9 protein-coding genes and 1 tRNA gene are annotated in these 15,851 nt (G+C 53.1%); 8 read left to right on the plus strand and 2 right to left on the minus strand.

Translation table 11 applies throughout. From position 1 onward, the window contains the following. Positions 1 to 260 precede the first annotated feature (260 nt). Genes PORAS_RS00405 through PORAS_RS00415 form a run of 3 tightly spaced genes read left to right on the plus strand, consistent with a single transcriptional unit; the run spans position 261 to position 4,854 of the window. The gene (locus PORAS_RS00405; RefSeq protein ID WP_004331752.1) at positions 261 to 2,888 is read left to right on the plus strand and encodes a DNA gyrase/topoisomerase IV subunit A; all 2,628 of its coding nucleotides are present in this window, start codon (positions 261 to 263) and stop codon (positions 2,886 to 2,888) included. A gap of 17 nt (positions 2,889 to 2,905) precedes the next feature. Continuing rightward, positions 2,906 to 3,802: a DUF3316 domain-containing protein gene (locus tag PORAS_RS00410; protein ID WP_013759752.1), complete on the plus strand. Its 897-nt coding sequence runs from the start codon at positions 2,906 to 2,908 to the stop codon at positions 3,800 to 3,802. Then, positions 3,799 to 4,854 carry a S41 family peptidase gene (locus PORAS_RS00415; RefSeq protein WP_013759753.1) on the plus strand — a complete coding sequence of 352 codons (1,056 nt, stop codon included), beginning with the start codon at positions 3,799 to 3,801 and terminating at the stop codon, positions 4,852 to 4,854. Before PORAS_RS00410 ends, PORAS_RS00415 begins: the two co-directional genes overlap by 4 nt. 242 nt (positions 4,855 to 5,096) lie before the next feature. Here PORAS_RS00415 and PORAS_RS00420 read toward each other — a convergent pair. Then, positions 5,097 to 5,170 (minus strand) — tRNA-Arg (locus tag PORAS_RS00420). A 474-nt stretch (positions 5,171 to 5,644) separates the two neighbouring features. Between PORAS_RS00420 and PORAS_RS00425 the strand changes: the two genes are divergently transcribed. Then, positions 5,645 to 8,269, plus strand: a complete 2,625-nt coding sequence (locus PORAS_RS00425) for a leucine-rich repeat domain-containing protein (RefSeq protein WP_013759754.1) — start codon at positions 5,645 to 5,647, stop codon at positions 8,267 to 8,269. 489 nt (positions 8,270 to 8,758) lie between these two features. On the opposite strand, the gene PORAS_RS00430 is transcribed toward PORAS_RS00425, so the two are convergent. Continuing rightward, on the minus strand, positions 8,759 to 9,967 hold the full coding sequence (locus PORAS_RS00430; protein ID WP_245528031.1) for a Coenzyme F420 hydrogenase/dehydrogenase, beta subunit C-terminal domain: 1,209 nt from the start codon (positions 9,965 to 9,967) through the stop codon (positions 8,759 to 8,761). A 169-nt stretch (positions 9,968 to 10,136) separates the two neighbouring features. Between PORAS_RS00430 and PORAS_RS00435 the strand changes: the two genes are divergently transcribed. From PORAS_RS00435 to PORAS_RS00450, 4 genes are all read left to right on the plus strand, one after another. Then, positions 10,137 to 11,126, plus strand: a complete 990-nt coding sequence (locus tag PORAS_RS00435) for an LptM family lipoprotein (RefSeq protein ID WP_013759756.1) — start codon at positions 10,137 to 10,139, stop codon at positions 11,124 to 11,126. A gap of 134 nt (positions 11,127 to 11,260) precedes the next feature. Then, positions 11,261 to 14,674, plus strand: a complete 3,414-nt coding sequence (gene ileS / locus PORAS_RS00440; RefSeq protein WP_013759757.1) for an isoleucine--tRNA ligase — start codon at positions 11,261 to 11,263, stop codon at positions 14,672 to 14,674. Positions 14,675 to 14,758: 84 nt separating this feature from the next. Then, positions 14,759 to 15,139 (plus strand): TraR/DksA family transcriptional regulator, encoded by a 381-nt coding sequence (locus PORAS_RS00445; RefSeq protein ID WP_004331779.1) that lies wholly within the window; start codon positions 14,759 to 14,761, stop codon positions 15,137 to 15,139. 17 nt (positions 15,140 to 15,156) lie between these two features. Continuing rightward, positions 15,157 to 15,837, plus strand: coding sequence for a lipoprotein signal peptidase (locus tag PORAS_RS00450; protein WP_004331735.1), 681 nt, complete (start codon positions 15,157 to 15,159; stop codon positions 15,835 to 15,837). Positions 15,838 to 15,851 lie beyond the last annotated feature (14 nt).

Here is a 15,851-nt window from a genome sequence, read left to right on the forward strand (position 1 = left end):
TAACGATCCGTTGGAACGCTCGGTTAGTGTCTAGCGGGAGGACATCCGTTATGTCAAGACGAAACTAGTTTTGACGTCAAGATGTTGACTCTATAACCTTTTAACGTGAACAGACACTCAAGCCAGTCTTCCCTACAAGCCACTACACATCAGCTTGTTAAGCTAGCTCGCAAAGATTTGCGGAGTCGGGTAGACCTATCGCCTTTTGTAGAAATGTTGTACCTTCGTAACGGCACCAGCCGAACGGATACCGAACTAATATGGATCAAGACAATCACGACATAGAGCAAGAGCAGGAGATGGAGGAGACCACTCCGACAGATATAGAAGCGGCATCGACCAGTGCCGACCCGAGCGATGAGGGCTACGTGGCTCCCGAAGAGGACGAGGGCGAGGGACACCTGCATACCCTCGGCGGGATGTACCGTCACTGGTTCCTCGACTACGCATCGTACGTAATCCTCGAGCGTGCCGTGCCTCACATTGAGGACGGACTCAAGCCGGTGCAACGACGGGTGCTCTACACGATGCACCTGATGGAAAACGGCACCCTCCATAAGGTTGCGAAGATCGTGGGTGCTACGATGGCATACCACCCACACGGTGATGCCTCGATCAATGATGCTTTGGTACAGCTCGGTCAGAAGGGCTATCTCATCGACACGCAGGGTAACTGGGGTAACATACTCACGGGCGACGAGGCGGCCGCTGGTCGATACATCGAGGCTAAGCTCTCTAACTTTGCCCTCGAGATACTCTTTGGTGACAAGATCACCCCCTGGATGAAGAGCTACGACGGCAAGTCTCGTGAGCCTGTTTACCTGCCCGCCCGCTTTCCCCTACTACTAGCGCAAGGTGCCGAGGGCATCGCCGTGGGTCTCTCCTGCAAGATCCTCCCGCACAATCCTAAGGAGCTGATCGAGGCTGCCTGTGCTTACCTGCGTGGAGAGCCCTTTACCCTCTACCCTGACTTCCCCACGGGTGGCATCATCGATGTGGATCGCTACAACGATGGTAAGCGGGGCGGACAGGTCAAGAGCCGAGCACGCATCGAGCGTATCGAGGATCGTGTGCTGAGTGTGCGTGATCTGCCCTTTGGCAAGACCACCTCGACGCTCATTGACTCGATCCTAAAGGCAAACGACAAGGGTCTGATCAAGATCAAGCGCATCGATGATATGACCGCCGAGACGGCCGACATACGCATCTACCTACCCGTAGGGGTCTCGGCCGATAAGACGATCGACGGGCTCTACGCTTTCACCGATTGCGAGGTCTCTATCTCGCCGAATGCTTGTGTCATCGAGGACGACAAGCCACGCTTCCTCGGCGTGAGCGACCTGCTACGTCACTCGGTGAAGCATACGCGTGAATTGCTGCAGGAGGACCTGCGCCTACAGTTACACGACCGTCAGGAGGAGTATATGGGAGCTTCGCTAGAGCGGCTCTTCATCGAGCATCGTATCTATAAGTTACGTCCCTTTGAGGAGGCTCCTGATCAGCAGACAGCTCTGGACGTAATCCGCAAGGCTCTAGAGCCTATTGTGGGCGACTCTCTGCTAAGGCCCATCACGGACGATGACTTAGCACGCCTCCTAGAGATCAAGATGGCGCGGATCCTGAAGTTTAACCTAGAGAAAAACGAACAGCTCATCCTACGCCTCACCGAGGAGATGGCGCAGATACAGCACCACCTAGACCATATCACCGACTACACGATACACTACTACAGCTCGCTCCTAGAGGAGTATGGCGCTGGCTGGGAGCGGCGCACTCAGATCGGACACTTCGGGACGATCGAGGCTACGAAGGTGGTCGAGGAGAATCTCAAACTCTACATAGATCGCAAGATGGGCTTCGCTGGGACTGGCATCAAGGGCGGAGAGTACGTGTGCGACTGTAGCGAGATCGATGATATGATCGTCTTCTTCCGTGACGGGACCTATCTGATTACCAAAATCGAAGAGAAGAAGTTCCTCGGCAAGGAGCGTGTACTACATATTAATAAGTATGTGCGAGGCGACAAGCGCACTATCTACAATGCGATCTATCTGGATGGTAAGACGAAGACTTCGTTTATCAAGCGCTTTCACGTGTCGGCCAGCATACGTGATCGTGGGTACAACCTAACTATGGGGACTCCTGGGAGCAAGGTGCTCTACTTCTCAGCCAATCCGAATGGAGAGGCGGAGAGCGTGATGGTCAAGTTACTCCGAGGTGCCACTTCGCGACGTATCCTTGTCTTTGAAAAGGACTTTGCTGATATTGCTATCAAGGGACGCTCTGCCAAGGGCAACATCGTGACCCGCGCTCCGATCGAGCGTATCACACTCAAGGAGCAGGGTGGATCGACCCTCGGAGGACGCAAGGTCTGGTTTGACCCAGATGTGAACCGCATCAACTACAATGACCAGGGGAACTACCTAGGCGAGTTTGAGTCGAGCGACCGCATCCTCGTCATTCTACCTTCGGAACAGGCTTATACGACAGACTTTGGCGAGAGTAACCACTTCTCTGAGTCGCCCAAGGTCATCGAGAAGTATGACCCCGACAAGGTCTGGAGCGTCATCTACACCACACCTGAGGGAGTTACCTACATCAAGCGTGTCTCTATGCCCGACAGCAAGCGACCGCAGGCTATCATAGATCCCGAGGAGCAGCTCCTGGCTCTCACCGATGAAGCTGAGGCGCAGTTTACTCTGATCACGAAGCCGCAAGGACGCAAGAAGGCGGCGACGATCGAGATCTCTGTGACTGAGTACGAGCCACTCAAGAAGATCTCCGCACGTGGCAAGCGGATCACTGCGCTACCTATCGACAGCTTTGAGAAGGTAGAGTCCGTAGCAGACGAGACGGAGGAAGAGGAAGAAGAGCTAACCGACGAATAAGCTAAGCAATACGGTCTATGAAACAAAGATTACGACACCTACTTCTAGCGCTTTGCTTGGGGCTATCACTGATGGGTACAAGCAGCTCACTCTCTGCACAGGAGGCAGATACGACTACCACGACAGCCACTACGCCCTACCGACTGCTCTATCTATCGCACGAGTTTCGCTTCGGGTGGAACACATTATATAATGAGTACCTCTCCCCTCTCTACTACCGTGGGCAGTCGCTGAGCTACCGACTCTCCTCGGAGGCTCCTATCACACAGGCTCACCCTGAGTGGCTCCTCTTGCAGAGCACACAGATCACTGGTGGGCAGCTACTCAACCCCGCACGCACTGGAGCTACCAGTCATCTCGCTTTCGACACGAAGTGGAGCTTCGTGCATCAATGGCGTCTGCCCTTTGGTATGGTCGTGGGCGTAGGCCCTGGCGTTATGGTCGAGGGGGCTACCTCTTACAACGGGCGCAACCAAAACAACCCGGCCGATCAGCAGCTCAACGGCGACCTAACGGCACAAGCCTTGGCAGCCTATCGTCTACGCATCGGGTGGTTCGTCGCTGATCTGCGCCTTCAGATGACCTCGGCACTGGTCGGTCTAGGCTTCGCACCTTATTATAATGAGTCTTACCTACAGGCTTACTACTACGACAAGATCATCAACCACTTTGCCCTGCACACCTTCGGTCGGCGGCACTACTACCAGATAGGAGTGGCTCTCGACATCCCTATATGGCGCATCATGACCCTGCGCATGACCTACGACTACACTAACTCGGCAAGACGCATTCACTCCATCTATCGAGGATTCTCAGGACACTATCTAGGAGTCGGCCTAGCCACTTACTTCCGGCCCTTCCGAGGATACCAAGAGGTACATAACGCAAACCACACGACTGCCATCAGCTTATGAATCTAATGAGACTACAGAGCGGGCTTGTCGGCCTGCTACTCCTGCCACTCCTGCTTGCCTGCACACAAGAGCCGAAGGAGCAGGGATACACCAAAGACTATCAGACCAACTTCACCGCACTCTGGACCATACTAGACGAGGGGTACTGCTTCTTTGACGATAAGCTCCCAGCTGCAGGCGATACCACCTGGAGCGACCTCAAGGAGATCTACACGCCTCTAGTACAGCGATGCCAGTCGGAGGATGAGTTCTTCGACCTCATGGTAGAGCTAATGTGTCACCTCAAGGATGGACATGTAAATCTTTTTGCTCCCTTTGATGTAGGAGGATGGGATTTTCGCAAAGGAGCTAGATACTGTCTGGATAGTCGCATACGTAACCTTTATCTACAGCCTCATGTGCGCCGCGCTGGCTCGATCTATTATACGCCGATCACTTACAATGGACATGCAGCTGACTCAATCGGCTATATGGTGATTTCCTCTTTCTCCTCGTCTATCTCCTTGACTCATCTGCACGCCGTCTTCACCAGGCTGGCGCATTGTCGTGGTCTGATCATCGATATGCGTAGCAATGGCGGTGGACTGCTGACCAATGCGGATCGTCTGGCTAGCGTCTTGATCCCCTCCGATACGGTCGTCGGCTATATGAGTACGAAGACTGGACCTGGACATCAAGACTTCGGTCCGCTCAAAGAGATCAAGCTCTCTCGTGCCCCCATCAGCTGGCAGCGTCCTACGGTGATCCTCGTGGATCGTGGCACTTACAGCGCAGCTAACTCGCTCGTCGCTTATGTCAAGGGGACGACCCGCCACGTCCTCTTCATGGGAGATCGTACAGGTGGTGGCGGAGGTCTACCTCGTAGTAGCGAACTGCCCAATGGCTGGTGGCTACGCTACTCCTCCTCTCGTATGTACGATGCTCAGCAGCACAGCATCGAGGCAGGCATCGAGCCACACATTATCCAGGAGCAGACGGACGAGGCGACAGCGCAGCAGCAAGATGCGCTCATCGAGCGTGCTATCACGATACTCCTCGCGGCAACTAAGTAACACCCCACACATCAGACGAGACTGTTGCAAAAGTCAACAGTCTGGACAATCTTGCCTGCAAGATTGTCCAGACTTTGCAGAAAGGATGAAGTGCAAGGCGCTGAGGGTGAGGTCTGAAGGGAGCATACCTCCGTATGTGACCGAAGCCGAATCCCGAAAGCAACACAGCGATTCGCCTTTATGCAACAGTCTCCAGACCTATAAACACAAAAAGAGCCTCCCATCTCAGGAGGCTCTCTTTGTGACCGCGGCAGGATTCAAACCTGCAACCTTTTGATCCGTAGTCAAATGCTCTATTCAGTTGAGCTACGCGGCCGATGAAAACTAAACCCTTAAAAAAACGACAAACAAGGAGCTGAAACAGTCGGACGCTCACAAGTGTGAGGCGTTCCTCCCCGTTTGCAGATGCAAAGGTACAACATTTTTCGGAACCTGCAAGCCTTTTCCGCAAAAATATTTCAGCACAACGAGCAAACAGCACCTAGGATAGCACACAACATAAAGAGAGACAATGAGATAAGCCGTATAAAAACATTTTACTCCCTCCCAACATCTAAATCCTTTACTCAAGGCTCTCCACCGAGGTTCTCCAGAGAGACTATCACACCTCTAGAGCCTTTGTAGGCTCTAGCTAATCGTATATTGGTATTCACCATAGAGCAAATCAGCATAGTTAGGTATTTTCGGCAGGGAGAATAGCCCGTAACTTTGTACAAATAAATGGAGCACACACGAAAGAATTACAACGCTCCTCGATTACCCCACAATTCGACCAACTAAGTATCTATCTATGCAACAGAAACGACTACGTTTTAGTACATTACTCTTATGTCTCCTGCTACCGCTCATCGGGCAGCTTCAGGCGCAGACCATAGACTTGGGAGACTTTGCCGATCCCTCGTCACACTTCAACCAGAGCATCGGGCAGACGGCGCCTTTTGACTTCGACTACCTCAGTAGCGTCACCCAGCAGATCTACACCGCTGCGGAGCTACAGGGACTAGAGGGAAAGGAAGTTACCAAGCTTGCTTTCCAAATTTATCTATCCGATGGTGAGTCCTACAATACCGAGTACACCAATGACCTTCAGATCTACCTTACCAACGTATCCGATGACCACTTTGAGCAAGTATCGGGCAAGTATTATTGGCTACCTATCAACGCAGACCAGGATCTCTATATGCAGAAGACGATCACGCTTGATCTGATGGACTTAACCATCAATGGTAACCGCAAGACCTCACAGGCTGGCGTAGACTATCACACGCTAGAGCTAGAGCTCGACAAGCCTTTTGTCTACACGGGGCAATCTATCCTCCTCTCCGTACGCTCTAAGGCTAGCAAGCCCGCTAGCGATAGCAGATCCTATATAGAGTTCTGTAGCTATCCTAAGAATGTCAAAGAGATGCCCGTCCGCACGATCAATAAAGCGACAGACAAGGCTATCAGCGAGGGCTTCGTTGGTGTACTCGGTGAGACCGCTGATCGTGGGCAGATGGATCGTGCCGTGATGCGTATCACTTTCCGCAATGCCAGCACACCACAGCCTAGTTACGACCCGATACACCCAGTCGTACAACTCACCGAGGCTGGTTTTCTAGCTAAGCTTATGCAGGGTATGGATCTCCTTAAGTGCCAGTCCATCACGGTGTCTGGTCCGATGAATTCTGAAGACTGCAAGACGATACGGGACAATATGGGCAATCTGACCGAGATCAACATCGCAGATGCGACCTTTGATGAGGATCAGCTCCCCGAGGCTGCCTTTTATAATATGCCACTCGTTCGCAAGGTGACACTTCCCCTCACCCTCAAGGTGGTTGGCGAGAGGGCTCTAGCTCAGATGTATCAGCTGGAGGAGCTAGTCCTTGGCAGTCAGGTGACTAAGATATGCGATAGTGCCTTTACGCAAAATAGCCGTCTGACCAAGATCAGCCCGATGCCTGCACTCACCACTATTGGCAAATATGCTCTTAAAGAGTGTACAGCACTCACCACTTTTCCTTGGTCTGAAACACTGACGACGCTAGACACTGAGAGCTTTTCAGGCTCTGGGCTCACCGAGGTGCGTCTACCCAATGTTGCTGTCGTACCTAGCACCTGCTTCGCCAGCTGTAAGGCACTTGCAAAAGTGTATCTCGGAGCCAAGACCACTGAGGTTATGTATGGCGCATTTGCTCAGTGTAAGGCGCTGACAGATATTACTGTCGAGGCGGTGCAGCCTCCTAAGGCTCACATCAAGGCCTTCAACGGGCTCAAGCCTGCGGACATCAGCTCCATCAATCTCTTCGTACCTAGTGATGCACAAGCGACCTACAAGGAGGCTAATGTGTGGAAGGGCTTCCACATCGCCCCCATCCCAGGCACAGAGCCTCAGGTCAAGAAGTATCTACTCACCTATCGTGTCATCGGAGAGCATGGCTCGCTAACGGCCAAAACGGCTACCGGCGTAGAAATACCTTCGCAGACAGAGGTCGAGGAGCATACGGCTATCACCTTTACCGCAGACCCAGATCTTGACTACATCGTCAAGAGCTTTAAGGTCGATGGTACAGAAACTCCGATGACCGCTGGCGAGCAAAACAGCCAGACATATACGCTCAACATCGAAGCTGCCACAGAGGTAACGGTCGAGTTCGTTCATCGTCCCTATACGGTCACCTACTCTGTACGAGACAATGTGGGAGGCACGATCACAGCGACCTACAAGGGGCAGCCACTCGCCTCAGGAGCTACGACAGCTGTCGGGGAGTCTGAGACGATCATCTTCACAGCCCACCCAGAGGAGCACTACCACGTCAAGAAGTGGGTCGTCAACGGTCAGGAGAGTCCCAAGCCTGCTGAAAACAATCAGTGGCAAGTGATCTCTGGCAAGGACTACGTCGTCGAGGTCCTCTTCGAGCGTGACAAGGTCTACTATACGGTCGATGTATCTCAGGAGGGCAATGGTGGTCCTATCTACCTAGAGGTAGGTGGCGTACGCAGTGCTCTCAAGAGCAAAGTGCCTGAGAATATGGACATCCGTGTCTACGTCGAGCCTGACAAGGGCTACCGCCTAGACTACTGGATGGTCAATAGGGAGCGCATCAACCCAGTCGATGGCTCGCTAGAGTACACGACCAAGGCAACGAAGGATCTACGCATCGTAGCTTACTACGCTAAGGTGGAAGAGGGCAACGCCATCGACGCACCTGCAGCGGGTACGCCCGATGTAGCCATTGCCCTAGAGGGGCAGACGATTACCCTGACCAGCAATACGGGTAGTGCGCTCGACACCGTCGCCCTCTATGACTACTCAGGCCGTCTCATCGAGCAGCGTGTCGTAGCGGACAAGCTCTGCACGCTCACCGCACCACAGGCTGGCATCTACCTGCTCTCTATCGGCACGACCACTGCAAAGGTCTGTGTCAAGTAAGAAGCTTATGTAGCATGCACATCAAAGCTTCCTAACCTTACTATATATAGGAGGCAACCCGTCAGGACGCACGGACGTGTCACCCGCTCATGGGGTAAGCGCGATCCGTGCGTCCGTTGTGTCAAAGCGATCCGTGCGTCCCTACAGCCGATATGCGTATCGGCCGTGCGACCCGGCAAATCGTCATCCGTCTCTATCTTCTAACCTCTGATATCTAATATCTAACTTCTAATACGATCCCCACGTGGCAATTCTCAAATCTCCACGTGGAGAATAAAAAATGCCTACGGAGGAATGAAATGAAACTTCGGAGGAATCAAATGAAACTTCGGAGGAATCGTTTCGTCCCTCCGTGGAGAATAAAAAATATCCACGTGGAGAATTGAGAATCCCCACGTGGATATTCTGTTTTATAGTCTCAGTTGATTAGAATATGCCCCTAGCTCTCCTCCTGTTCCTCAAAAGTAGGCATTAATCCCCTACAAGTCGCTACACGAGTCGGTGCAGGCGCATCTTAATCCGATGAGCTCCGTGATGCAGGAGACGCCAGAGACGCTGGTGGAGCGGTATGGTCGTGAGACGATCGATCAATTGCGCTAGCGGCTCTGCATCTAGCTGCTCGAAAAAGAGCTGTCGCTTCGGAGGCTCTGGCACCGTGCGCTCGATAGCGGGATTGCCCGCTAAGGCACTCGCATAGTTGGTCTCCTGATAGTGACAAGGTAGCCCCTCGAGCAGACTCCGTCCTCGCTCGCTATGGATCATTACGACACTAGTCCCTTTGTCCTCGTCTAGCGCACGATCTAGATCGGGGCAGGTGCGCTCCACCCCCCAATAGTCGCCCAGCGTCAGGTCGCTATGACTGCGTCCCCCTTTGGCCATGCAGGCGTAGCAACTAGGACGCAAGTAGAGGTCATGTAGGAAGCCTCGCATATAGATATTGTCTCCGTAAAACTGTCGCACGCCGCCCCCACCAGAGTGAGTAGCCATCTGTGCCACAAAGTTATAACGTCGCCAGCCCGACAGCGACTTGTCCCGAAAGGAGACCCCCTTGATCTCTCCCTGCTCCGCCCGAAGTGTCGCCAGGTACCTTTGCCACACCATCGGTGAGGGTACACCATGACAGACCACATCGACCGCCGTCAAGTTGTCATAGGCACGCCCGAGGTAGTTGACCAAGCCTTTGATCTGACAGGGAGTTCCTGTGAAGAGGACGGACCGTCCCTCTTTGAGAAACTGCTCCGCCTGCTGATAGCTATCTCCTATACGACTCTGCAGATACTTACTACCTCTGAAGGGTGCCAGCCCCTCTATCGTCTCCGTATAGTCGTGACAGACGCTCCACGCCTCATCAAATCGAGCTCCAAAGACCACGCCCCCACGTCGTAGCGTATCCTCAGCAAGTAGCGTAAAGAGTCCTCCCGACGAACTCTCCCTACGGAGCTCTTCATCGGTGGCACACGCTGCGTAAACCGCCTGTGGCTTGCGCGGTTCGTCTAGCTTCATAAAGGGACAGACACGCTCACACTTATGGCACTCGATGCAACGATCGGTGTCAACGATCGGATAGTCAAAGCCCTCCTCGTCACGCTCCAGTCGTATACACCCCTTGGGGCAGATCTGTCGGCACGCTTCGCAGCCACAGCATCGCTGCTTCTCCTCTATCTGTATCATCGCATCTACGTCTCTAGTGTGGTGCAAAGTTAACCATTCGCTTAGTAACGACCGCACAGATGATATTTGCGAAGTAAGGCGGTGCACAAAAAGTGACCGCTTATAGTTTTTTGCTATCTTTGGAGCAAAGGAAGTCTCGTTAGTGACGATCTGCGTCCTAAGACTTCTCACATAACACACTTAACACCCTACAGCTATGAAAAAGATCCTTTCGACTCTAGCTATTGTAGCACTCCTCCTAGGACTTAGTGCCTGCCAGTCAGACAGTCCTACACAAGAACCCACTCCAACACCTGAGCCCCAGCAACCAGACAGTGCCTACATCTTGCCCTTCCTCAGATGGTGGGACGGTGGTGACGGGATCAAGGCCTTCGAATCTGCTCGTGGTAGCAAGCAGGAGTCTTACGATCCCTCTTTCGACCTCTACGTCTATAGCACGGGCAACGAGCTACAACCCACCATCTCATACATCGTCGGTATGTACGCACAGGTGGATATGTCCTCGAAGGTGCTGACCAGCCCTAGCTTCTACGCCTTTATGAAGAAGAATGGTTTTGAGCCTGTAGGTGAGCCTCAAAACTCAATGCAGTACTTTACTTCCAGTAAGTACAAGCAAACGACCGTCTACTCCGTAGTGGAGCCTATAGACCTAGGCGAGGGGAACACGATGCCCACATCTCTAGTCTTTGCAATGAAGGCGCCTGAACTGAGCAGCGTCCCCTACCCGATGCTAAACTGGCAAGCCGCTCCAGATGATATCAAAGCCTTTGAGACTCAAGCAGGCTTTACCGGCCCCAAAGAGTCTACCGTAAGCAATGGTGCGATCCAGCGCCTCCAATACTTCAAGAAGACGGATACAGATGAGTTTACCGAGCTATTCATCCACCTGTATGACCTTAGGGATGGAAAGCTCATCCAGGCTACATCTATCGCAATCCCTAACGACTACATCTACCAAATAAGCGGAGACGCTATCAATCCTTACCAATACTTCATCGACATGGTCAAGAAGGATGGATACACCTCTCGCAAGGGAGAAAATGGTCGCCAGGTATATGACAATCAAGCGAAGGGAAACAAGTTCACCTTTGAGACTTGGAGCAATATCAAGGTCAACGGATTTACCATGAAGGGAGCAGGCATGGCTTTCGTACCCTTCGATGGCCCCGATGAGATTGACTACTAAACTATAGACCGTACAGGCTACGGTTCGCACTCAAAGAAAGAGAGACTGTTACGATTGCGACAGTCTCTCTTTTTGTTAGTCCTATTTGAACAAGATTCTGTACCTTTGTGGACATATCTTATACGAAAGCTCCAATGAAGAAACCCTTTAAGGAATACCAGTCTGCTGACTTTGCACAGATCAATCAGGAGATGCTCGCTCTGTGGGACAAGGAGCAGCTCTTCCACCGCTCGCTACAACAGCGTGAGGATGCTCCGCTATTTACCTTCTACGAGGGGCCTCCCTCAGCCAATGGTATGCCTGGCATACACCACGTCATAGCACGCTCTATCAAGGATATCATCTGTCGCTACAAGACAATGCACGGATACCGTGTAGATCGTCGCGCAGGTTGGGATACGCACGGGCTGCCTGTGGAGCTGGGTGTCGAGAAGAAGCTAGGCATCACGAAGGATGCGATCGGGAAGACGATCTCTGTCGCTGAGTACAACCAGACTTGTCGCAAGGAGGTGATGAAGTACACCGCCGAGTGGGAGTCGCTGACGAACAAGATGGGTTACTGGGTCGATATGGAGCATCCCTACGTAACCTACAAGAATAAGTACATCGAGACGCTCTGGTATCTCCTCAAGGAGCTATACAAGAAGGGGCTACTATACAAAGGTCTATCCATACAGCCTTACAGTCCAGCAGCCGGTACAGGACTAAGCTCGCACGAGCTGAACCAACCGGGTTGCTATCGGGATGTCAAGGACACGGTCTGTACTGCACAGTTTCGCATCATCGATGCTCCCGAGTCTCTCCGCGGACGTGGCGAGAGCTTCTTCCTAGCTTGGACTACCACCCCGTGGACGCTTCCATCGAATACAGCGCTCTGCGTGGGTCCCTCGATCGAGTACTGCGCCGTAGAGACGTTTAACCCCTACAGTGCTATGCCGATCACGGTGGTACTTGCCACGACGCTTCTAAACAGCTACTTCGATGCTGAGAGCGAGGTGAGCGAGCTCCCTGAGACGTGGGACAAGGAGACCTACAAGAAAGCTCCCTGGCACCGCATCTCAACTTGCAAGGGTAGCGACCTCGTCGGTATCCACTACGAGCAGCTCATACCGTGGGTCAATCCTGGTGAGGGCGCTTTCCGTGTCATCCCCGGAGACTATGTTAGCACCGAGGATGGTACCGGTATCGTACACATTGCACCGACATTCGGTGCCGACGATGAGCGTGTCGCTAAGGCGGCTGGCATACCTCCTCTTCTGATGATCGACAATAAGGGGCAACAGCGCCCGATGGTCGACCTGAAGGGACGCTTTTACAAGATCGAGGCACTCGATCATCAGTTCCTCAAGGAGTCGGTGAACGTACCGCTCTACGACACTTACGCAGGACGCTATGTCAAGAAGGACTACGACCCTAAAGACACTCCTGACAAGGAGACGCTAGACGTAGAGATCTGCGTCATGCTCAAGCATGAGAACCGCGTCTTCCGGGTTGAGAAGCATACCCACAACTACCCTCACTGCTGGCGTACAGACAAGCCGATACTCTACTACCCGCTAGATAGCTGGTTCATCCGCTCCACCGCGTGCCGTGAGGAGATGATGCGTCTCAATGACACGATCGACTGGCATCCCGCCGCAATCGGTGTAGGACGCTTCGGCAAGTGGCTGGAGAACCTCCAGGACTGGAACCTCTCCCGTAGCCGCTACTGGGGCACTCCCCTACCTATCTGGCGCACCGAGGATGGCGATGAGGAGATCTGCATCGGATCGGTCGAGGAGCTATACAAGGAGTGCGAGCGCGCTGTACAGGCTGGTGTCATGTCGGCCAATCCGCTCGCAGGCTTTACCCCCGGCGACTACAGCGAGGAGAACTACGATAAGATCGACCTGCACCGTCCCTATGTCGATGAGATCACGCTTGTGACTCAGGACGGCAAGCGTCCGATGCATCGTGAGAGCGACCTAATCGATGTATGGTTTGACTCGGGTGCTATGCCTTTTGCGCAGGTGCACTATCCCTTCGAGCATCGTGAGGAGGTCGAGAGTGGCAAGGTCTTTCCCGCCGACTTCATCGCTGAGGGCGTAGACCAGACTCGCGGTTGGTTCTTCACGCTCCACGCTATCGCCACGATGACCCAGGGGAGCATAGCCTTTAGAAATGTCCTCGTCAACGGACTCGTCCTCGACAAGGATGGCAACAAGATGAGCAAGCGTCTAGGCAATGCGGTCGATCCCTTTGGTATCATTCAGCAGTACGGCTCAGATCCGCTACGCTGGTACATGATCACGAATGCTAATCCGTGGGAAAACATACGCTTCGACCCGAAGGGGGTTGAAGAGGTAAGCCGCAAATACTTCGGCACGCTCTACAACACCTACCAGTTCTTCGCACTCTATGGCAACTTGGACGGATTCGATCCTTCCGTAGCCCAGATCCCCTATGCGGATCGTCCTGAGATTGACCGCTGGATCCTCTCGCGTCTCAACTCGCTCATCAAGGAGGTAGACGGCAAGCTAGCAAGCTACGACCCAACACCAGCAGGACGTGCCATCGAGAACTTTGTCACAGAGCACCTAAGCAACTGGTATGTGCGTCTCTCTCGCAAGCGCTTCTGGGCAGGCTCTATGACCGATGACAAGCTGAGTGCCTATCAGACGCTCTACCAGTGTCTATCAGTAGTAGCTCAACTGATGGCGCCGATTGCACCTTTCTACGCAGATAGACTCTATCGTGATCTGCACGATGAGGCTGCATCGGTACACCTCTCCGACTACCCCGTAGCAGACGAGGCTCAGATAGACCTAGACTTAGAGCGCAGCATGGAGCTGGCTCAGATCTACTCGACGCTAGTCCTCTCACTACGTCGCAAGGTCAATATTAAAGTGCGTCAGCCGCTCAGCGCGATCATGCTACCAGTCAATAACCCCGCCGACAAGACCCACATGGAGCAGGTACACGACCTATTGCTCAGCGAGGTCAATGTGAAGGAGATCCGCTTTGTCGACCCCTCCGACTCCATCTGGGTACGCACGGTCAAGCCGGACTTCAAGGCTCTAGGGCCTAAGGTGGGCAAGAATATGAAAGCTCTTGCAGCTCAAATCAATGCACTCACACCAGAGCAGATCAATAAGCTAGAGCAGACAGAGCAGCTCACCCTAACGGTCGGTGATCAGCCTATTGTGGTCGATCTCAAGGATGTACAGATCATTGCTCAGGATATACCTGGCTGGACGGTCGCCAATGAGGGTCGTCATACGGTCGCTCTAGACATCACGCTCACGCCCGAACTCGTTGCCGAGGGTACAGCTCGTGAGTTTGTCAACCGCATACAGAACCTCCGCAAGCAATCTGGCTATGAGGTCAACGATCACATTGAGCTCCTCGTGATGGCTCCCGAGGATGTCGTACAGGCACTACGCACCCATCAGGAGTATATTCAGACGCAAGTACAGGCCGACACGATCGACTACTCAGAGGTCCTCAGCGATGCCGAGGAGATCGATCTAGATGGTGCCTTGATAGCGGTACAAATCAGCAAAGTATAAACACAATTTACTGCGTCTGTAGACGATAGGGCTTTATCATCAAAGAGACTTCATCTATAGTGCGCTAATAGATTCACAAATAGTATGGAAGATAGCAGCAAGAAACGATACAATCCCGAGGAGCTCGAAGAGTTTCGTATACTTATTGAGAAGAAGATCGCTCAGGCTCGTGAGGATCTCAACATGCTCCGTGCTGAAAACGCCAACGACATCAGCGATACGACGCCTACCTACAAGGATCTAGATGAGGGCGCCATCACTCAGGCTCGTCTTGAGAACGATGCGCAGGCACAGCGCCTGCAGGACTTCATCGAGAAGCTCGAGGCAGCTCTCCTACGTATCCAAAACGGTACTTATGGCATCTGCTCCGTCACGGGCAAGCTCATCCCCAAGGAGCGTCTTCGTGCCGTACCTCATACGACCAAGAGCATCGAGGCCAAGCTAAATCGCGATAAGCATAAGTAAGTCATTCGCTTTCCCTTATGACTCGCACTAGCCAGCGCCACTGGATTGTCGCAGGGCTTATTCTCCTGCTCATCGTCATAGATCAGGTTGTCAAGATCTGGATCAAGACACACATGTACGTCGGTCAGGAGTACCACATCTTCGACTGGTTTCGCATCTACTTTGTAGAGAACCGTGGCATGGCATACGGCGTGGAACTAGGCAGCAAGCTCCTCCTGACCGCCTTTCGCATCATAGCCATGACCGGATTGGCTATATGGCTCACACGCTTCGTCAGGCAGTGTCGACACTACTCGCTGGGCTTCTGCTGCATCATCGGACTGGTGCTGGCGGGAGGCATTGGCAACCTCATTGACTCTATCCTCTATGGACAGCTCTTCACCTCCTCCATCGGGCAGGTGGCGCAGTTTGTTCCTACGACAGCTGGAGCTGTGGGGTATGCCCCGTGGTTTGAGGGGCATGTGGTTGACATGCTCTACTTCCCCCTCTTCACAACAGTACTGCCTGAGTGGTTTCCGATAGGTGGTGGGTCGGCGTATACCTTTTTCAGTCCTATCTTCAACATCGCCGATAGCTGCATCACCGTAGGCGTGCTGGCTCTGCTCATTTGCTATCCACGCACCACGACACGAGCTCTCGATCGTCTCTGGCTCTACCTCCGGGGCAAGCATCGTCCTACGAGTCAGCGAGCTAAGTAAGCGATCTTACTAGT

This window comes from Porphyromonas asaccharolytica DSM 20707 (assembly GCF_000212375.1).
Lineage (GTDB): Bacteria > Bacteroidota > Bacteroidia > Bacteroidales > Porphyromonadaceae > Porphyromonas > Porphyromonas asaccharolytica.